The 17,545-nt window shown below is 64.9% G+C and carries 19 protein-coding genes and 1 riboswitch; of the genes, 7 read left to right on the top strand and 12 right to left on the bottom strand.

Features of this window, described 5'->3' with window-relative positions:
- Positions 1-102: 102 nt before the first annotated feature.
- Positions 103-185: riboswitch (ZMP/ZTP riboswitch) on the bottom strand.
- A gap of 123 nt (positions 186-308) precedes the next feature.
- Positions 309-743 carry a BA14K family protein gene (locus J0I99_RS18715; protein ID WP_291399001.1) on the top strand — a complete coding sequence of 145 codons (435 nt, stop codon included), beginning with the start codon at positions 309-311 and terminating at the stop codon, positions 741-743.
- A 32-nt stretch (positions 744-775) separates the two neighbouring features.
- On the opposite strand, the gene J0I99_RS18710 is transcribed toward J0I99_RS18715, so the two are convergent.
- Positions 776-1,255 (bottom strand): histidine phosphatase family protein, encoded by a 480-nt coding sequence (locus tag J0I99_RS18710; protein ID WP_291399000.1) that lies wholly within the window; start codon positions 1,253-1,255, stop codon positions 776-778.
- Between the two features lie 266 nt (positions 1,256-1,521).
- On the opposite strand from J0I99_RS18710, the gene parC reads away from it, so the two are divergent.
- On the top strand, positions 1,522-3,798 hold the full coding sequence (gene parC / locus J0I99_RS18705) for a DNA topoisomerase IV subunit A (protein ID WP_291398999.1): 2,277 nt from the start codon (positions 1,522-1,524) through the stop codon (positions 3,796-3,798).
- Positions 3,799-4,022: 224 nt separating this feature from the next.
- On the opposite strand, the gene J0I99_RS18700 is transcribed toward parC, so the two are convergent.
- From J0I99_RS18700 to hemB, 3 genes are all read right to left on the bottom strand, one after another.
- Positions 4,023-4,751, bottom strand: coding sequence for an arginyltransferase (locus J0I99_RS18700; protein WP_291393275.1), 729 nt, complete (start codon positions 4,749-4,751; stop codon positions 4,023-4,025).
- 80 nt (positions 4,752-4,831) lie between these two features.
- Positions 4,832-5,323, bottom strand: coding sequence for an RDD family protein (locus tag J0I99_RS18695; RefSeq protein ID WP_291398997.1), 492 nt, complete (start codon positions 5,321-5,323; stop codon positions 4,832-4,834).
- 71 nt (positions 5,324-5,394) lie between these two features.
- Positions 5,395-6,411 (bottom strand): porphobilinogen synthase, encoded by a 1,017-nt coding sequence (hemB, locus tag J0I99_RS18690; RefSeq protein ID WP_291398996.1) that lies wholly within the window; start codon positions 6,409-6,411, stop codon positions 5,395-5,397.
- A gap of 96 nt (positions 6,412-6,507) precedes the next feature.
- On the opposite strand from hemB, the gene J0I99_RS18685 reads away from it, so the two are divergent.
- The 4 genes from J0I99_RS18685 to J0I99_RS18670 all read left to right on the top strand — a co-directional run bounded on the left by J0I99_RS18685 (position 6,508) and on the right by J0I99_RS18670 (position 9,357).
- Positions 6,508-6,894: a hypothetical protein gene (locus J0I99_RS18685; protein ID WP_291398995.1), complete on the top strand. Its 387-nt coding sequence runs from the start codon at positions 6,508-6,510 to the stop codon at positions 6,892-6,894.
- Between the two features lie 188 nt (positions 6,895-7,082).
- Positions 7,083-7,592 (top strand): MarR family winged helix-turn-helix transcriptional regulator, encoded by a 510-nt coding sequence (locus tag J0I99_RS18680; protein ID WP_291390037.1) that lies wholly within the window; start codon positions 7,083-7,085, stop codon positions 7,590-7,592.
- Between the two features lie 249 nt (positions 7,593-7,841).
- On the top strand, positions 7,842-9,110 hold the full coding sequence (locus tag J0I99_RS18675) for a L,D-transpeptidase family protein (RefSeq protein ID WP_291398993.1): 1,269 nt from the start codon (positions 7,842-7,844) through the stop codon (positions 9,108-9,110).
- A gap of 4 nt (positions 9,111-9,114) precedes the next feature.
- Entirely contained in the window at positions 9,115-9,357 is a 243-nt protein-coding gene (locus J0I99_RS18670) for a serine hydroxymethyltransferase (protein WP_291398991.1), read from the top strand.
- A gap of 101 nt (positions 9,358-9,458) precedes the next feature.
- Here the strand turns inward: J0I99_RS18670 and recO are convergent, their stop codons facing one another.
- The 8 genes from recO to rpoZ all read right to left on the bottom strand — a co-directional run bounded on the left by recO (position 9,459) and on the right by rpoZ (position 16,564).
- Positions 9,459-10,181: a DNA repair protein RecO gene (recO, locus tag J0I99_RS18665; protein WP_291398989.1), complete on the bottom strand. Its 723-nt coding sequence runs from the start codon at positions 10,179-10,181 to the stop codon at positions 9,459-9,461.
- Between the two features lie 156 nt (positions 10,182-10,337).
- Positions 10,338-11,288 (bottom strand): GTPase Era, encoded by a 951-nt coding sequence (gene era / locus J0I99_RS18660; protein ID WP_291398987.1) that lies wholly within the window; start codon positions 11,286-11,288, stop codon positions 10,338-10,340.
- Entirely contained in the window at positions 11,285-11,989 is a 705-nt protein-coding gene (gene rnc / locus J0I99_RS18655; protein WP_291398985.1) for a ribonuclease III, read from the bottom strand. Before rnc ends, era begins: the two co-directional genes overlap by 4 nt.
- Positions 11,989-12,753 carry a signal peptidase I gene (gene lepB / locus J0I99_RS18650; protein ID WP_291390045.1) on the bottom strand — a complete coding sequence of 255 codons (765 nt, stop codon included), beginning with the start codon at positions 12,751-12,753 and terminating at the stop codon, positions 11,989-11,991. Before lepB ends, rnc begins: the two co-directional genes overlap by 1 nt.
- A gap of 30 nt (positions 12,754-12,783) precedes the next feature.
- Positions 12,784-13,203, bottom strand: a complete 420-nt coding sequence (acpS, locus tag J0I99_RS18645) for a holo-ACP synthase (protein ID WP_291398983.1) — start codon at positions 13,201-13,203, stop codon at positions 12,784-12,786.
- Positions 13,200-13,784 (bottom strand): orotate phosphoribosyltransferase, encoded by a 585-nt coding sequence (pyrE, locus tag J0I99_RS18640; protein ID WP_291398981.1) that lies wholly within the window; start codon positions 13,782-13,784, stop codon positions 13,200-13,202. Before pyrE ends, acpS begins: the two co-directional genes overlap by 4 nt.
- Positions 13,781-16,054, bottom strand: coding sequence for a bifunctional (p)ppGpp synthetase/guanosine-3',5'-bis(diphosphate) 3'-pyrophosphohydrolase (locus tag J0I99_RS18635; RefSeq protein WP_291398980.1), 2,274 nt, complete (start codon positions 16,052-16,054; stop codon positions 13,781-13,783). The genes pyrE and J0I99_RS18635 overlap by 4 nt, the downstream gene beginning before the upstream one ends.
- Positions 16,055-16,195: 141 nt before the next feature.
- A complete protein-coding gene (gene rpoZ / locus J0I99_RS18630) occupies positions 16,196-16,564 on the bottom strand; it encodes a DNA-directed RNA polymerase subunit omega (RefSeq protein WP_291391058.1) in 369 nt (122 codons plus the stop codon).
- A gap of 343 nt (positions 16,565-16,907) precedes the next feature.
- Between rpoZ and J0I99_RS18625 the strand changes: the two genes are divergently transcribed.
- Positions 16,908-17,516: an NYN domain-containing protein gene (locus J0I99_RS18625; protein ID WP_291391057.1), complete on the top strand. Its 609-nt coding sequence runs from the start codon at positions 16,908-16,910 to the stop codon at positions 17,514-17,516.
- Positions 17,517-17,545 lie beyond the last annotated feature (29 nt).

Raw genomic sequence — 17,545 nt, 5'->3', positions numbered from 1 at the left:
TGCCCGCCTGTAGCACGGCGGCCGAGTTGAATCCAAGGCTGGCGACAGCCCCGGGGGTGGTGGCAAAGCTTGATGGGGTCATGCGGGCTCCCGTGCGGTTTCGGAGGGTGCCCAGGCGAGCGGCGGTCTCACGTTCGCGTTCCCCGATGGTGGCCCATCTCTTCTCGCCAGTCGCGCGAACCCGAGACTTATCGCAGACTCGGCCGACAGAGAAAAGCCCTCGCCACCGGCGTCGACCGCAACCATCGGCCGCAGCGCGCGTTTTAGTTGGTTAGCGTCAACCCGCAAGAATACCCGGAGTTCCCACCATGCGCAAAATCGCTTCAGCCGCCGTCGCGACAATGCTCGCCGGCTTGATGACCATCCCCGCACCCGCGAATGCCGCCAGCGTTTCCATCAGTATAGGCCAGCAGCAGAGCTATGTGTCGCAGCAGTGCATGGCCCATCCGAACTGGAAGGGCTGCGATGACTGGAAGCACAACCGCGACCACTGGGGCAAGAACGACTATCGCAACTGGTACCTGTGGAACCGGTCAAATCTCGGCTCCGTGGCCGCTGGCCTGTTCGGCTTTGCCATCGGCGCCGCGATCTTCTCGGGCATGAATCGCGATAGCGGCTACTCCGGCGGCAACAGCAGCTACGACAGCCATGTCGCCGCCTGCGAGGCCCACTACCGGTCGTACAACGCCGAGACCGACATGTATGTCGGCTACGACGGCATGCGCCACCGCTGCATGCTCTGACACGTCACCCCAGGGCGACGCTGGCTGACGCGCTACTCCTTCGGGGGGACGCAGTACTCGACGAGCGTCCCCTGCCCGGCACGCAGCTCTTGCCAGCGTTCCGCCGGAACGTCGATGACCGCGAAGGCCGCCGTGGAGAACTCCCCGACTGCCGCGCCGCCGGTAAGTCGCGCGGTCGTCACCGCCATCGCTGAATTGTGGCCGACGAGGGCCAGTGGCGACGCCGCGCCGTCCAGGTTTCCCAAGATTTCGAGATAGTCACGATCGCGGTCCTCGTAGAGCGCCGGCTCGAAACGGACCTCCCCCTTCATCCCGGACAATACCAGTGTCTCCCGGGTCCGTACCGCGGGTGAACAGAGGATGAGCGAGGGGACGAGGTGGCGCCGGTGCAGGGCCTCGCCAAGCCATGCGGCCGCGCGCCGACCGCGCGGTGCCAGCGGCCGGTCGAAATCCGGGAGGCCAGGGTCCGACCAGGACGATTTGGCGTGTCGGACAAGTATCAGTCTCAGCATGGGCACCGCTCCGTCACGAGAAACTCCTCATCCTAGAGCCATCGGCGGCCCGACTGAACCGTCACGTCGGCGAATGCTGCGGAGGCCTCAGGCGGTGACGCCTTCCGCAAGGCTGGAGGGACGCCGGGGTGGGATGCCCGGGTCAGCAGCGGCTGACGCAGGCTCCCTCGTGTCGATGTGACGCCGGCGGGAAATCGACCGTCTGCCCTCGTGCGACCACAGCCGGGCTATAGTGCCCGGATGATTCGCATGAGCCTGAGCCACTGATGAGCGACGACAAGACCCTGCCTGCCGATGGCGAGAACAACGAAGTCGTCGACCTGCGCCACGCGCTGGAAGAGCGCTATCTCTCCTATGCCCTGTCGACCATCACGCAGCGCGCCCTGCCCGATGCCCGCGACGGGCTGAAGCCGGTGCACCGCCGGATTCTGCACGGCATGCGCCTGCTCCGGCTCGATCCGGATGGCGCCTACAAGAAGTCAGCCAAGGTGGTCGGCGACGTAATGGGTTCGTTCCATCCGCACGGCGACCAGTCGATCTACGACGCCCTCGTGCGCCTCGCGCAGGATTTTTCGATGCGTTACCCGCTGGCCGACGGCCAGGGCAATTTCGGCAACATCGATGGCGATGGTGCAGCGGCGATGCGCTACACCGAGACGCGCATGACCGACGTCGCCATGCGCCTCATGGAGGGCATCACCGAGGACGCGGTCGACTTCAAGCCGACCTATGACGGCTCCGGCGAAGAGCCGGTCGTCGTCCCGGCCAATTTCCCAAACCTGCTCGCCAATGGCTCGCAGGGCATCGCCGTGGGCATGGCGACCTCGATCCCGCCGCACAATGTGGCGGAGATCTGCGATGCGGCCCTGCATCTCATCAACAACGGGCGCGACGCGACGACCACCGCAGACCTGATGCACTACATCCCGGGACCCGACTTCCCCACCGGCGGCATCCTCGTCGAGAGCGCGGCCTCGATCCAGAATTCCTACGAGACCGGCCGTGGCTCCTTCCGCCTGCGCGCCCGCTGGGTGCGCGAGGACAAGGGCCGCGGCGTCTACCAGATCGTCGTCACCGAGATCCCGTACGGGGTGCAGAAGTCGAAGCTGGTCGAGAAGATCGCCGAGTTGCTGCTCAGCAAGAAGCTGCCGCTGCTCAAGGACATCCGCGACGAGAGCGCCGACGACATCCGCCTCGTCATCGAGCCGCGCGCCGGCACCGTCGACCCGAACATCCTGATGGAGCAGCTGTTCAAGCTCAGTGACCTCGAGCAGCGCATCAGCCTCAACATGAACGTCCTCGACCGGGGCGTCGTACCCCGCGTGATGAGCCTCAAGGAAGCGATCGTCGCCTGGCTCGAGCATCGCAAGGACGTGCTTGTCCGCCGCGCCAACCACCGGCTGGCCCAGATCGCGCGCCGGCTTGAGGTGCTCGACGGCTACATCATCGCCTACCTCAACCTCGACGAAGTCATCCGCATCATCCGCGAGGAGGACGACGCCAAGGCCTCGCTGATGGCGACGTTCAACCTGACGGACAACCAGGCCGAAGCCATCCTCAACATGCGGCTGAGGTCGCTGCGCAAGCTCGAGGAGATCGAGCTGCGCACCGAGCACAAGACACTCACCGAGGAGCAGGCCCACCTCAACGGGCTGGTCGCCTCCGAACGCCGGCAGTGGGGCGAGATCGCCACGCAGATCGGCGAACTGAAGAAGGCCTATCCGAAGTTCGAGAAGGACGGCGTCACCCCCCACAAGCTTTGGCGCCGCAGGACATCGTTCTCCGAGGCGACCGAGATCGACCACGACGAAGTCGCGACCCAGATGATCGAGCGCGAGCCGATCACGGTGATCCTCTCCGAAAAGGGCTGGATCCGCTCGATGAAGGGGCACACCACCGATATCGACGAGAAGGGCTTCAAGACCGGCGACCGGCTGAAGCTGTTCATCCATGCCCAGACGACGGACAAGCTGCTGCTGCTCTCGACCGGCGGCAAGGTGTTCACCCTCGCCGGCGACCGCCTCCCGGGCGGACGCAGCCAGGGCGAGCCGGTGCGGCTGATGGTCGATATCGAGGAAGGCCAGGACCTGGTCGACCTGTTCGTCTATCGCCCCGGCCGCAAGCGCGTCATCGCGTCACGCAAGGGTGACGGGTTCGTGGTGGCCGAGGACGAACTGATCGCCAACACCCGCAAGGGCAAGCAGGTGCTCAACGTAAGCGGCACCGAAGAAGCCAGGCTTATCGTTCCTGTGGATGGGGAGATGGTCGCGGTGGTGGGCGACAACCGCAAGATGGTGGTGTTCCCGCTCGAGCAACTGCCCGAGATGTCGCGCGGCAAGGGCGTGCGCCTGCAGAAGTACAAGGACGGCGGGCTCAGCGACCTCAAGACCTTCCCGTCGGCCACGGGGCTGACCTGGACGGATTCGTCGGGGCGGACTTACACCAAGACGATGGCGGAGTTGGGCGAGTGGCTCGGCAACAGGGCCGACGCGGGACGGCAACCGCCGACGGGGTTCCCGCGGAACAATCGGTTCACGGGGTAGGTGAGCGCGGACACGCCCTCGCTTCGCTCGAGCGGCGATGCTTTGCATCGCGAACCCCTCATCCGGCGCTGCGCGCCACCTTCTCCCTCAAGGGGAGAAGGTAGAGGTGCCCGGCTCCGAGCGTTGTGCCGGCGGTTCGACGGTCATGCTCCGCTTGAAGGAGAAGGTGCCAGAAGGGCGGATGAGGGTCTCGCCCGTTCCGAGCGGAGCGTGGAGCGGTCCCCCTACTCCAGCCGACGCCATCCCAGCGGGCCGCGCTGCACTTCGAGGGGGTGGAAGCGGCCCTTGTAGGCCATCTTGGGGGAGTCCTTCACCCAGTAGCCGAGGTAGACATAGGCGAGCCCGGCGAGCCGCACCTGCTGGATGTGGTCAAGGATCAGGAGGTTCCCGAGACCGCGCTTTTCGAGGTCGGGGGCGTAGAAGCTGTAGACCATCGACAGCCCGTCCGGCATGACATCGGTCAGCGCTACCGCGACCAGCGGGCGGCCCGGATGCGTCGCGAGCCGATATTCGACGACCACGGTCTGCACGGGGGTGTCCTCGACCATGTATTCGTAGTCGACGAAGCTCATCTGGGTCATGCCGCCGCCGGCGTGGCGCGACTCGAGATAGCGCTTGAACAGGGCGAACTGCTCGGCCGTGGCGCGCGGCTGGCAGACCTCCACGGCGATGTCGGAATTGATGCGCAGCACGCGGCGGTAGCGCTTGGTCGGCACGAATTCCTGCGCCACGATGCGCACCGACTGGCAGGCGGAACAACCATCGCAGGCGGGGCGGTAGATCAGGTTCTGGCTGCGCCGGAAGCCGTTATCGCTGAGCAGGTGATGCAGCGACGCGGCGCGGCGGCCGGTGAGGTGGGTGAAGAGCTTGCGCTCCTGACGGCCCGGCAGATACGGGCAAGGCATGGCCGCCGTAAGGAAGAGCTGGGTGTTCTCGGGCGTCTGATCGGTCATTGAAGGCCTGCGGGCGACCCGGGCAGTCTAGTCGGGTCGACTCCCCTCGGCAATGGCCGCCCGGTCGCAGGACCGCAGCGTCAGACGGAAGGCATGCCGCTCGAGCGCCAGAACCGCTGCATGGGGGAACGGCGCAACATCAGGGTGCCGACGATCAGGTCGTGGATCATCTGCTGGCGCGGGGTGAACAGCGCGAACAGGATCGAGACCGGCCAACTGATCCAGACCGTCAGCCAGAACAGCAGCGGATGCACGAGGATGGCCCAGCCGTCGAGCGGCCGGCCCCGGACCGGAGTCAGCACGATGTCCATGGCCTGCATGCCGACGGTGGCGCGCATCGGCGAGCCGAGGGTGGCGGCGTAGTAGCCGAGGATCGCGACCGGGATGATGATCGGCAGGGCGAGCAGCCCCAGCCCAAGCGTCACGACGCCGAACACCAGCCCGACGAGCAGCGTGGCCACAGTGATGCCGCCGATGATCACGCAGTCGATCAGCCAGGCAAACGCGCGGCGCAGCAGCACGCCCTCGAACAGCTCGGGTGCGGTGGATGGATCGGGAAGGTGGTCGCTCATGGCCTGGCCCTCAGTCATGAGGGAAAGATGGGGACCCTGCATCCCCACGCAAGTAGTGCGCCGAAAATACGTCAGTGTCCGTTCAGCTTGCGTGCAGCCTCGAGCGCGAAGTAGGTCAGCACGCCATCGCAGCCGGCGCGCTTGAAGGCCATCAGGCTCTCCATCATCGCGGCTTCGCCGTTGATGGCACCGGCCTGCCCGGCGAGCTTCAGCATCGCGTATTCGCCGCTCACCTGGTAGGCGAACACCGGCACGTCGAACTCGTCGCGGACGCGGCGGACGATGTCGAGATAGGGCATGCCGGGCTTCACCATCACCATGTCGGCGCCCTCGGCGATGTCCTGCTCGACCTCGCGCATCGCCTCGTCGGTATTGGCATAGTCGAGCTGGTAGGTGCGCTTGTCGCCCTTGAGGCGGCTGCCGGAGCCCACGGCTTCGCGGAACGGGCCGTAGAAGGCCGAGGCGAACTTGGCCGAGTAGCTCATGATCGCGACCTCGCCGAAGCCTTCGTCGTCGAGCGCGGCGCGGATGGCGGCGACCCGGCCGTCCAACATGTCGGAGGGAGCGATGATGTCGGCCCCTGCCCGCGCCTGCATGAGCGCGGCCTTGACCATCACGTCGACGGTCTCGTCATTGAGGATTTCACCGTCGCGGACCAGCCCGTCCTGGCCGTCGGACGAATACTCGTCGAGCGCCACGTCGGTGATGAGCCCGATTTCGGGGACCTTGTCCTTGATGGCGCCCAGCGTCCGGGCGGTGAGGTTGTCGGGGTTGAAGGCCTCGGTGCCGTTCTCGTTGCGGCGTTCGTCCTCGGTATTGGGAAAGATCGCCAGCGCCGGGATGCCCTCGGCCGCCGCGGCGCGCGCCACCTCGACCGCGAGGTCGACGCTCACGCGTTCGACGCCGGGCATCGTCTTGATCTGGCTGCGGGTGTTGCTCCCCGCTTCGACGAAGATGGGCAGGATGAGGTCATGCGGGGTCAGCACGGTCTCCCGCACCATGTTGCGCATCCATTCGGTGCGCCGCAGCCGTCGCTGGCGGCGCCCGCCGAGGAAGCTCATGTCGTGCTTGGGCCAGGTGCTGCTCATGGTCTGCTCCGTTGGTCGGCGCGCTTCTAGCAGGCTGCAAGCAACTGCGCCAAGGCTCACGCTTGTCGCATCCGGGCATACGGGTTATCCAAGCCCATGGACTTCAAGAGCGAACTGGCCGGGCGATACCTGCGCATCATTGCGATCATCGCGTTGCTGCTCGGTCTCGCCGATGCGTCGCGCCTGCTCGGCGTATCGACCGGGGCGCAAAGCCCGCTGACCCAGCTGGGGCCCATCGGCTTCTCCTATCTCGCCGTGTTCTGCATCGCCCGGCTCTTCGCCGCGGTGGGCCTGTGGATCCGGGCCAACTGGGGCGCAGTGCTGCTCGCCGGGGCTACGCTGATTGAACTCGCCCTCTACCTCGCGGGTGTGCGCGAGGTGCAGATGGAGGCGGTCGGCTTCGCCATTCGCCTGCTGCTCGTGGGCAGCCTCGGCGTGCTGTTCTTCCTCAACTTCCGGATGCGCCGGTCGGCCCAGGACTGACCGCATAAACGAAGCGTTCAGGTTACAATTGTCTGACCTGAGGTTACGTTTCGTAAAGCCAAATTCCTCAACTTTTTCCGTAAGATAGTTTTAAGTCTACGGCTTAAGGCCATCTTATTTGGAGCCCCGTAGCTTGGGCCCCATGAGACGCGAAGAAATCGCGCAAGACGATAGACAGTGAGGCACAAATGGCAATCAAATCCAACGCTGCAGAGGCAATGGTTCCGGAAGAAGCCCAGGGGCTGAAGCCGCTCTATCTCGAGGCCGTCAGCCGGGTCGAACGGCTGCATCGTCGACTGCTCGATCTCATCAAGGACGAGTTCGACCGCATGGGCTGGGACGACATCAACCCGGTGCAGGCACTGCTGATGTTCAACATCGGCGATGCGGAGATGACCGCCGGCGAGCTGCGTTCGCGAGGCTACTACCTCGGCTCCAACGTCTCGTACAATCTCAAGAAGCTGGTCGAGACCGGCTACATCTTCCAGGAGCGGTCGCGCTCCGACCGCCGCTCGGTCCGCATCCGGCTGACGCCGAAAGGCGAGGAAGTGGCCGAGGTGATCGACGAGCTCTACGATCGCCACCTCAAGTCGATCGACAAGGTCGGCGGCCTCAACAACGAGGCCTTCGAAGGCCTCAACAAGGCGCTGGGCCGCCTCGAGCGCTTCTGGGTCGACCAGATCCTCTACAAGCTCTGACCACCAGACTGTGGCAACTGCGCCACATCGGGTCCAGCAAACGCCGGCTGCAAGCCGGCGTTTCTTATTTATGCCCAAAACTCAGGTATGGATCGAAGCAATTGCAGGGTGGCTCCTCGGTCCTTGCAAGCCCCATGAGTGCGAACGTCCTACCGGCAGCCGGTTCACAGCTGCTTGGCACGCGTTGGTGGCATGTCGGGCTGATGCTAAGAGGGGCGCTCCGGGACCAAGACGACTGCTGGTGACTTGATGCGGCTGACGAGACGTAACCTGCTGACTTCCATGGGCACCTTGGGCGCCGCGCTGGCCATGCCGGCGATCGTTCGCGCCGAGGAGTCGGAAGACGACTTCTGGAACATGTTCGGCAAGAACCAGGCACTCAAGAAGATCGACGTCGAGGGCAATACCTCGACGGCCAAGAGCCTGGTCGACACCATCGAGCCGATTCTCAGCTACGACACCTCGTACAACCTGCAGCTCGCCATCCAGAACTACGAGGCGTTCATCCAGGCGAACGGCACCTGGGACCCGCCGGGCCGCGAAACCTTCGGCCTCAAGCTCGGCGATTCGCGCCGCGCTGCCGCGCTGCTCAAGCGCCGGCTGATGATCAACGGGGACATGACGCTCGAGAAGCGCGTGGACGACGAATTCGACGCCAAGCTCGACGCCGGCGTGCGCCTGTTCCAGGCACGTCACGGCCTGGTCATCAACGGCAAGGTCGATGAAGCGACGTTCTACGCGCTGTCGGTGCCGGCCGACTATCGACTCAACCAGCTCAAGCTCAATGCGCAGCGAATCGACCAGTGGGCCTCGGCGCTCAGCGACCGCTATGTTGCAGTGAATATTCCGGCCGCCACCATCGAGGCTGTCGAGGGCGCCCAGGTGGTACAGCGCCACACCGCGGTGGTCGGCAAGGTCGATCGCGCCACGCCGATCCTCAATTCCAAGATCTTCCAGGTGAAGTTCAATCCCTACTGGACGGTGCCCAAGAGCATCATCGAGAAGGACCTGATCCGTTACATGAACGAGGATCCGGACTACCTGACCAAATTCCGCATCCGCATCTTCGACGGCAACGGCAACGAAATCCAGCCGACGCAGATCGACTGGTCGACCAAGGACGCCGTGAAGTACACATTCCGGCAGGACCCGGGCGGTGAAAACTCGATGGGTCACTGCAAGATCGACTTCTACAACAAGTACGACGTGTACATGCACGACACGCCGCAGAAGGCGTTGTTCGGCGAGAATGCCCGCTTCCACTCGTCCGGCTGCATGCGCTGCGAGAACATCGACACGCTGGCGGCCTGGCTCCTGCGCGACAATGGCGGCTGGGACGTGCCGACCGTGCAGGCGGCCTTTGAAGGTGGGCTGCGCGAAGACGTCAAGCTGGACGTGCAGGTGCCGATCCACACCACCTACATCACGGCTTGGGCCAATCGCCAGGGCACGGTCAGCTTCCGCGACGACGTCTACCAGTTCGACGCCGCGGGCATCGTCAACTTCTCCGAGGGCTGAACCGATGGCCGGGGGTGACGGCAACAGTCCGCCCGGCCGCGTTCTGTTCGAATTCACCCAACTCGGCCAGCAGATGCGCGTCGCCGCCATCGACGAGGCGTCCGGCACCGAGATCGTCGTGATCTGTCCGCTGCAACTCGGCCCCGCCCAGATGCAGCGCCTGGCGCTCGCAAAGCTGCGGCACAAGCTGGGCCTGCCACCCGAGCCGCCGGCAGCGCCGACGATTCGGCCGGGCAAGTACGCCTAATCGTTTAACGGCCGAATTGAGCCGCAGTCATCGCCGCAAGGCACTCCGCTGCCCCCACACATAGGGAAAGCAGCATCGTTTCAGGCAGACAGTAGAATGCTCTAGTTGCGCCGCTCGCTGACCAGCGCGACGAACGTATCGCGGATGGCCGGCGGCTCGACCTGCCGCGGCATCCACACATGCATGTCAAGGAAGTGCCCGGTGAGCCGGAACGCATCCACCACATCTTCCGGGGTGGCTTCGCCCGATCCGACCAGGAACGCCGGGAGGCGCAGCAGGCGGCTGATGTATGGCTCCGCCGCCTCGCGGCAGACGGCGCGGCCGGTCCTGGGCGAGACGTGGGTCAGGTTGGTGGTTACCCCTGTCGCGGCGCAGCTCGCCAGGTCGAGACCGAAGCCGAGTTCCTCGAGCAGCACCAGCTCGTAGCGCGCGACGGCGGCGCCGAGCTGCAACGGCGTCCCCTGCTCGTCCATGATCCGCAGCGCCAGCGCCAGCAGCCGGTCGTGCGGGTCGCGCTCGGGCAACAAGTGCAGATGCTCGCAGACGAGCTGGCTGGCGTAGAGGCGAAGGCGGTCGGCAATCAGCGCCGCGGCACGCGCCTCCAGCAGTTCGATCTGGAAGGTGCCCAGGTGCTGTTCAAGCCGCGCCCGCCAGGTCACCTGCACGGTATTGCCCGGCTGCAGCGTCGCCGCCAGCCTGGTCGAGCGGCCGCCGCGGATCAACCCGAGATGCCTGCCGCGACCCGCGACCATCACATCGGCGATGACGCTGCTCTCGCCGTGGCGGCGCACGCCGATGATCAGTCCCTCACCGTCCCACTGCATGGCTGATGCCCCTTCTTCCCTCTCCCCTTGAGGGAGAGGGTGGCTCGGCGAAGCCGAGACGGGTGAGGGGAAGGTGCGATATCCGGCCCCTCACCCGCCCCGCTTCGCGGGGCACCCTCTCCCTCAAGGGGAGAGGGGAAGAGGCGGAAATCGGGCTCACTTCTGGTGCGGGTACTCCAGCCCCATCTCGCGGTAGCGTTCGGGGTCGTCGCCCCATTTCTCGCGGACCTTGACGAAGATGAACAGGTGCACCGGCACGTCGAAAATCTCCATCAACTCCTTGCGGGCCTCGGCCCCAATGGCCTTGATCGTCTGGCCGCCGGCGCCCAGCACGATCTTCTTGTGCGTGTCGCGGGTGACGTAGATCACCTGGTCGATACGATAGGAGCCATCCTTGTTGATGGTAAACTTCTCGCCCTCGACCGTGGCGTTGTAGGGGATCTCGTCATGCACGCGCAGGAACAGTTTTTCGCGCGTCACTTCGGCTGCAGTGATCTGCAACGTCAGGTCGGTGAGCTGGTCCTCCGGGAAGTGCCAGGGGCCGAGAGGGATGCGCTCCAGCGCCCAGTTGAGGAAATCCTGCACGCCGCTGCCGGTGAGCGCCGAGATCATGAAGGTCTTCTCGAACTTCAGTCGCGCGTTGAGGCCCTCGGCCAGCGCGAAGAGCTTTTCCGGCTTGATCAGGTCGACCTTGTTGAGCACCAGCACCTTGGGGTGCGTCACGTTTTCGAGCCCCTGGACGAGCAGTTCCAGCTCCGGCGTGATGCCGCGCTCGGCGTCAACGATGAATGCAACGAGGTCGGCGTCCCCGGCCCCGGTCCAGGCGGCCTCCACCATGGCGCGGTCGAGCCGGCGCCGGGGCGCGAAGATGCCGGGCGTGTCGATGAAGACGATCTGGCTATCGCCCTCGGTGACGACGCCGCGGATCATCGAGCGCGTCGTCTGCGCCTTGTGCGTGACGATCGACACCTTGGTGCCGACCAGCGAGTTGAGCAGCGTCGACTTGCCGGCATTCGGCGCGCCGACCAGCGCAACGAAGCCGCAGCGCGTATTTTCATTGGGAAGCGGGAGCGCGCCCGCTTCGGGCATTTCGTTCTTGTCGGTCATATCGTGTCGCGCCAGACCTTCTCGCGGATCAGGAAAGCCTCGGCGGCCTTGTGCTCGGCGAGCTTCTTGGAGGGGCCGGTGGCGGTAAGGGCGGGGAACTCGCCCAGCCGCACGGCGATGGTAAATTCGGGGGCGTGATCGGGGCCGGTGCGCTCGACTTCGGCATAGACCGGCGGCTCGAGCCCCCTGCCCTGCGCCCATTCCTGCAGCGTCGTCTTGGGGTCGGCCCGTACCGTGCCGGCCTGGTCGAGGTGATCGCCGAACAGGCGCTCGACCACTTCATAGGCTTGGCCAAGGCCCCCATCGATGAAGATGGCGCCGATCACCGCCTCGGCGACGTCGCCCAGGATCGCGTCCTTGTTGGCGCCGCCAGTGCGCGCCTCGCTTTCGCCAAGATTGAGCTCCGAGCCGATGTCGAGCTGACGGGCGATCGCGGCACAGGTTTCCTTGCGCACCAGCGTGTTGAGCGAGCGGCTGAGCTCACCTTCGTTTGCCTTGGGCAAGCGGCGATAGAGCATGTCGGCGACCACGAGCCCGAGCACGCGATCGCCGAGGAATTCCAGCCGCTGGTAAGATCGCTCGATGCGCTTGCCTGGCGAAACGGCACTCGAATGGGTGAGCGCATGATCGAGCAGGTCGGGATCGGCAAAACGATATCCCAGACGTGCCTGCAACTTCTCGTGCGCGCGCCCCTTTGCCATCAGTTCACGAACTGGAACATGCGGTCCCAGCGCACGTTCGCCGGCCACTCCCACAGCGCCCATGGCGGCCGGTTGTCCTTGATCGAGAAGAAGCGCGCCTCGGCCTTGCCGATCAGATTGTCGAACGGGACGTAGCCAACCTGCCCGAGAACGCGGCTGTCGGCCGAGCGGTCGCGGTTGTCGCCCATCATGAAGTAGTGCCCCGACGGCACGACGTATTCGGCGGTGTTGTCGAGGGCCTCGTTGTCGGAGATTTCCTGGATGGTGTGCTTGACGCCGTTCGGCAGCGTCTCGGTGTAGACGCTGACATCGACGGTGGTCATGTAGCTGTCGGTGTCCTTGGCGGTGCCGACGAGCTGGCGCTCGACCATGGTGCCGTTGATGTAGAGCCGACCCGCCTTCACCTGGATACGGTCGCCCGGCAGCCCGATCACACGCTTGATGTAGTCTTCGTTGGTGATCTCGTTTCGGAACACGGCGACGTCGCCGCGCTGCGGCGTGTTGCCCAGGATGCGACCGTTGAAGGGCAGCGCGATCGGGAAGGAATACTTGCCGAAGCCCCAGGCCCACTTGTTGGCGAGGAAGTAGTCGCCGATCATCAGTGTCTGCTGCATCGAAGCGGTGGGGATCGAGAACGGCTGGTAGAGGAAGGTGCGGAACAGCAGCGCGATGATCAGCGCCTCGACGATCACGACGATCGTTTCCAGCAGCTCGTTCTTCTTCTTGCCGGCCTTGATTTCGGCTTTCGACACGGTCTGGCTCATAGGTTGCCTCTAGCCCAATGGGCCAAGTGGTTACGGGAGCGCCGGCGCCTGGTCAATCGGCAGCGCTTCGATGATGACGAATGCCTGCGCCATGCCGCCGTCGTCGGTAATGGTCAGGTGGATATGAGGCTTCATCCCCGGCGGAACAAGCCGCTCCAGCACGCGGGCAGCGCCGTTGGTCAGCTTCATCGTCGGCTTGCCCGAGGGGAGGTTCACGACGCCCATGTCGCGCCAATAAACGCCGAAACTAAGGCCGGTCCCCAGCGCCTTGGAACAGGCTTCCTTGGCCGCGAAACGCTTGGCGTAGGAGGCCGCGCGCTGGGCCCGCCGATCGGACTTGGCGCGCTCGATCTCGGTGAAGATCCGGTGCGTGAACCGATCGCCGTAGCGCGCCAGCGTCTTCTCGACGCGGCGGATATCGCACAGATCGTTACCCAGCCCGATGATCATGAGAGCCCCCTCGAGCCCGGCTTGATCGCCGGGATGGCCGCCAGTTCCGGCGGCAGCGCGTCGGCGGGATAGGCCGGGACCTTGTATTGCACCAGCGAGACCAACGGCACGCCGACATCGGCCTCACCAGCCGAGCGATCGATCAGGCAGGCGGCGGCGACGACATTGGCGCCGGTCTGGCGGATCGCCTCGATGCATTCGCGGATGGACACGCCGGTCGAGACGATGTCCTCGACCACGATCACCTTCTCGCCGGGCTGGAGTTCGAACCCCCGCCGCAGCTCGAACACGCCATTGACGCGCTCGGTGTAGATCGCCGGCACGCCGAGGTGCCGGGCCGTCTCGTAGCCCGGAATGATGCCGCCGACGGCTGGCGACACGATCTGGCTGACATCGCCGTAGCCGGCCGCGCGGATTTTCTCGGCCAGCGCCCGGCACAGCTTCTCCGCCTTGGCCGGATGCATGAACACCCGCGCCTTCTGCAGGAAGATCGGAGAGCGCAGGCCCGAGGACAGGATGAAGTGGCCTTCGAGCAGCGCTCCGCTTTCGCGAAACAGGTCCAGGACTTCTTGGGTGGTCACGCAGGCTCCTCTTGCCGCTGGGGCGCATTCCATTCGATCCGGTCGAGCGCCCGCGCCTCGGCCACCGTCGCGCGCTGCACGTCCGAGATTCCGGCCGAGAGCTTGAGTGAATTCAGCACATCGGTCAGCTGCGCCAGGTCCCGGACCTCGATCTGGAAGATGAAGCGGTGGAAATCCGGCGATTCCATGCGCATCACGAGATTATGGATGTTGGCCTCGCACGCCGCAATCACCGTCGAGATCTGCGCCAGCGATCCGGGCTTGTTCTGCGCCTGCATGGAGATGACGCACTGATAGTCGCGGTCCTCGTGCCCCACGATATCCCAGCGCACGTCGATCCAGGCCACATCGCGGTCGTACAGCTCGGAGAGCGCATCGGAGTGGATCGGGTAGATCACGATCGACTTATCCGGTTCCATGATGCCGACGAGACGGTCGCCCGGCACGACGCCTTCGGGCGAAACGTCGACGCGCGTCTTGAAGTCGAGCTGCGCCAGCGCCGCCTTGGCCAGCGGCCCGGAGCGCGGGTTGCCAGGCACCCGGAATCGAAACAGCTCGGTCGAGCGCAGGGCGAACCAGCCTTCGGCCTTGTCGGGCACCGGCAGGTCGATCTTCTTGCGGCGACGCTTGATGCCCTTGACCTCCATCACCTGCATGTCGAGGTCGTCGCCGCTGATCTTGCCTTCGCCCAGCGCGACGAGCAGTTCCTTCTTGCCGGGCTGGCCGAGCCCTTCGGCCAACTGCCTGAACTCGCCGTCGTCGAGCAGTATGCCTTCGCGCTCGAGCAGCACGGAGAGCACGTGCTCGCCCAGCGCCTGGGCGCGCTGCTGCTGCTGCAGGCGAACGGCGCGGCGGATGGCCGAGCGGGCCTTGCCGGTGGCGGCGATGGTTTCCCAGTTGCTGGGCGGAAGGTGGTTCTGGTCGCGGATGATCTCGATCTCGTCGCCGGAGCGCAGCTGCGTCACCAGCGGCACGATCTGGCCGTTGATCTTGGCCCCGACCGCGGTGTCGCCGATGTCGGTGTGCAGCGCGTAGGCGAAGTCGATCGGCGTGGCGCCGCGCGGCAGCGCGATAAGGCGGCCGCGCGGGGTGAAGCAGAACACCTGGTCCTGGAACAGCTCGAGCTTGGTGTATTCGAGGAAATCCTCGGTCGAGGCACCCGCCGTCAGGTGCTCGATGGTCGAGCGCAACCAGACGAAGGCCTTGGATTCGTTCTCGATCTTGTGGATGTCGGTCGCGCCTTCCTTGTACAGCGCGTGCGCCGCGATGCCGAGTTCGGCGACCCGGTGCATCTCCTCGGTTCGAATCTGCAGTTCGGCGCGCTGCCGCCCCACCCCGACGATGGTGGTGTGGATTGAGCGATAGTCGTTGTGCTTGGGGACGGAGATATAGTCCTTGAAGCGGCCGGGCACGACCTTCCAGTTGGTGTGCACGATCCCGAGGGCCCGGTAGCAGTCAGGCACGGTTGGCACGATCACCCGGAATCCGATCATGTCGGAGAGCTGTTCGAGCGCGATCTGCTTGCGCTCGATCTTGGTGTAGATCGACCAGGGCGACTTGACGCGGGCCGAGACGCGCGCCTCGATCCCATCGCTCTTCAGCCGGTCGGTGAGTTCGACCTTGATGGTGTTGATGGTGTCGGCGAACTCCGCCTTCATCTCATCGAGGCGGCTGGTGATCGCCTTGTAGTGCTCGGGCTGAAGGTGCTTGAAGGCGAGGTCCTCCAGCTCCTGTCGCATGCCCTGCATCCCCATGCGTCCGGCGAGCGGCGCATAGATGTCCATCGTCTCCTTGGCGATGCGCTTGCGCTTGTCCTCGCGCATGAAGTCCAGGGTGCGCATGTTGTGCAGGCGGTCGGCAAGCTTGACCAGCAGCACCCGCACATCCGCCGAGATGGCGAGCAGGAGCTTGCGCAGGTTCTCGGCCTGCGCCTCCTCGCGCGTCACCAGTTGCAGCCGCTCGATCTTGGTGAGCCCGTCGACGATCGAGCCGATCTCGGGCCCGAACAGCTGATCGATCTCGGCGCGTGTCGCGTCGGTGTCCTCGATCGTGTCGTGCAGCAAGGCCACGGCAATCGACGCATCGTCGAGCTTGAGGTCGGTCAGGATCGCCGCGACTTCGAGCGGATGAGCGAAATACGGGTCGCCGGAGGCGCGTTTCTGCGTGCCATGCTTCTGCATGGCATAGACATAGGCCTTGTTGAGCAGCGCCTCGTCGGTATTCGGGTTGTAAGATTGCACCCGCTCGACGAGCTCATACTGACGCATCATGGGGTGCCGCACTCCTACGCGGCCCGGCCTTGGTGGCTGGTCTACAGGTCGCGCAATCACACGCGCCGATCACGCAAACAAAAAAGGCGCCGGGCGAAACGCCCGACGCCTCAAGACTATATATGCGAGATCAGCCGACGATCAATCGTCGCGACGCTCAGGCGGCGCGAGCGACTCGATGCCGCGCAGCAGCTCGTCTTCCGAGATCGTGTCAAAGGTGTCGCTGTCCTCGTCCGCGTTGGCGTCGAGCAGCGGGGCGGCGTGCTTTTCGGGCTCGTCGACCTCGACATACTTCTGCATCGAGTGGATCAGGTCCTCGCGCAGGTCTTCCGGGGAGATGGTGCCATCGCCGATCTCGCGCAGCGCAACGACGGGATTCTTGTCGTTGTCGCGGCTGACGGTGATCTGCGAACCGGCCGAAATCATGCGGGCGCGGTGGGCAGCCATCAGCACGAGGTCGAAACGGTTGTTCACCTTCTCAATGCAGTCTTCGACTGTGACGCGGGCCACGTACGTCTCCAGGTAGGTGTGGGATCAAGGGGCCCTCATACACGAGCGGGCCATATCGTACAAGTTTTTCGGCCCGATGGCACAAAGCCGTGTTTCCCGTTGCCCGCCCGCACGCCGCGCCATCGGCGTTTGGCTCGCCGGGACAGCTACTTGCGCGAGCCCCCACAAATCGGAGCACGACCTCCAGATCGAATCCGGTTGCAAATTTCGTCGATTAAGCGCGTATTCCGAACTTAGGGAGTAAAATTGCCCCTTGATCGGCTGCCCTTAGACATAGCCGTGAGCCAATGCGTTTTATGCCGGGCAGCCTGAGAGGCCGGCCGACCCGGTCAGGAGAATTCCCATGTCCATCGATCCGCGCGAAAAGGTCGTGCTGTTCATCGACGGCGCGAATCTGTACGCCACGAGCAAGGCCGTCGGCATCGACATCGATTACCGCCGTCTGCTGGCCGAGTTCCAGGCCAAGTCGTACCTGCTGAGGGCCTACTACTACACTGCGCTCGTCGAGGATCAGGAGTACTCCTCGATCCGGCCGCTGATCGACTGGCTGGACTATAACGGCTTCACCGTCGTCACCAAGCCGGCCAAGGAGTTCACGGACGCGGCGGGACGGCGAAAGATCAAGGGAAACATGGACATCGAGCTGTGCGTCGATGCCCTGGAGATGAGCCAGTACTATGACCACCTTGTGCTTTTTTCCGGCGACGGGGACTTCACTGCCCTCGTGGCGGCCCTGCAGCGGAAGGGCAAGCGCGTCACCGTGGTATCGACGCTGACGACGCCGACCCCAATGATCTCGGACGAACTGCGTCGGCAGGCGGACTTCTTCCTCGACGTGGCCGAACTCGCCAAGACGGTCGGCCGGGTTCCGCCCATTGACCGGACCGCGCAGCATGGGACCGAACGCCCGGTTGACCGGCCGATGGCGACCGTGGAGCCTAAGGGCAGCTGAGTCCCTGCCCTCCGGTTCGCCTTGCATCA

The organism is Devosia sp., from assembly GCF_017307495.1.
In the GTDB taxonomy this organism is placed as follows: Bacteria; Pseudomonadota; Alphaproteobacteria; order Rhizobiales; family Devosiaceae; genus Devosia_A.
This window is presented reverse-complemented; position numbering and strand designations above follow the sequence as displayed.

Bases quoted from the DNA above. Each gene is read 5' to 3' on its own strand.
- J0I99_RS18715 (WP_291399001.1), top strand. From the start codon at position 309: ATGCGCAAAATCGCTTCAGCCGCCGTCGCGACAATGCTCGCCGGCTTG.
- J0I99_RS18710 (WP_291399000.1), bottom strand. From the start codon at position 1,255: ATGCTGAGACTGATACTTGTCCGACACGCCAAATCGTCCTGGTCGGAC.
- parC (WP_291398999.1), top strand. From the start codon at position 1,522: ATGAGCGACGACAAGACCCTGCCTGCCGATGGCGAGAACAACGAAGTC.
- J0I99_RS18700 (WP_291393275.1), bottom strand. From the start codon at position 4,751: ATGACCGATCAGACGCCCGAGAACACCCAGCTCTTCCTTACGGCGGCC.
- J0I99_RS18695 (WP_291398997.1), bottom strand. From the start codon at position 5,323: ATGAGCGACCACCTTCCCGATCCATCCACCGCACCCGAGCTGTTCGAG.
- hemB (WP_291398996.1), bottom strand. From the start codon at position 6,411: ATGAGCAGCACCTGGCCCAAGCACGACATGAGCTTCCTCGGCGGGCGC.
- J0I99_RS18685 (WP_291398995.1), top strand. From the start codon at position 6,508: ATGGACTTCAAGAGCGAACTGGCCGGGCGATACCTGCGCATCATTGCG.
- J0I99_RS18680 (WP_291390037.1), top strand. From the start codon at position 7,083: ATGGCAATCAAATCCAACGCTGCAGAGGCAATGGTTCCGGAAGAAGCC.
- J0I99_RS18675 (WP_291398993.1), top strand. From the start codon at position 7,842: ATGCGGCTGACGAGACGTAACCTGCTGACTTCCATGGGCACCTTGGGC.
- J0I99_RS18670 (WP_291398991.1), top strand. From the start codon at position 9,115: ATGGCCGGGGGTGACGGCAACAGTCCGCCCGGCCGCGTTCTGTTCGAA.
- recO (WP_291398989.1), bottom strand. From the start codon at position 10,181: ATGCAGTGGGACGGTGAGGGACTGATCATCGGCGTGCGCCGCCACGGC.
- era (WP_291398987.1), bottom strand. From the start codon at position 11,288: ATGACCGACAAGAACGAAATGCCCGAAGCGGGCGCGCTCCCGCTTCCC.
- rnc (WP_291398985.1), bottom strand. From the start codon at position 11,989: ATGGCAAAGGGGCGCGCGCACGAGAAGTTGCAGGCACGTCTGGGATAT.
- lepB (WP_291390045.1), bottom strand. From the start codon at position 12,753: ATGAGCCAGACCGTGTCGAAAGCCGAAATCAAGGCCGGCAAGAAGAAG.
- acpS (WP_291398983.1), bottom strand. From the start codon at position 13,203: ATGATCATCGGGCTGGGTAACGATCTGTGCGATATCCGCCGCGTCGAG.
- J0I99_RS18635 (WP_291398980.1), bottom strand. From the start codon at position 16,054: ATGATGCGTCAGTATGAGCTCGTCGAGCGGGTGCAATCTTACAACCCG.
- J0I99_RS18625 (WP_291391057.1), top strand. From the start codon at position 16,908: ATGTCCATCGATCCGCGCGAAAAGGTCGTGCTGTTCATCGACGGCGCG.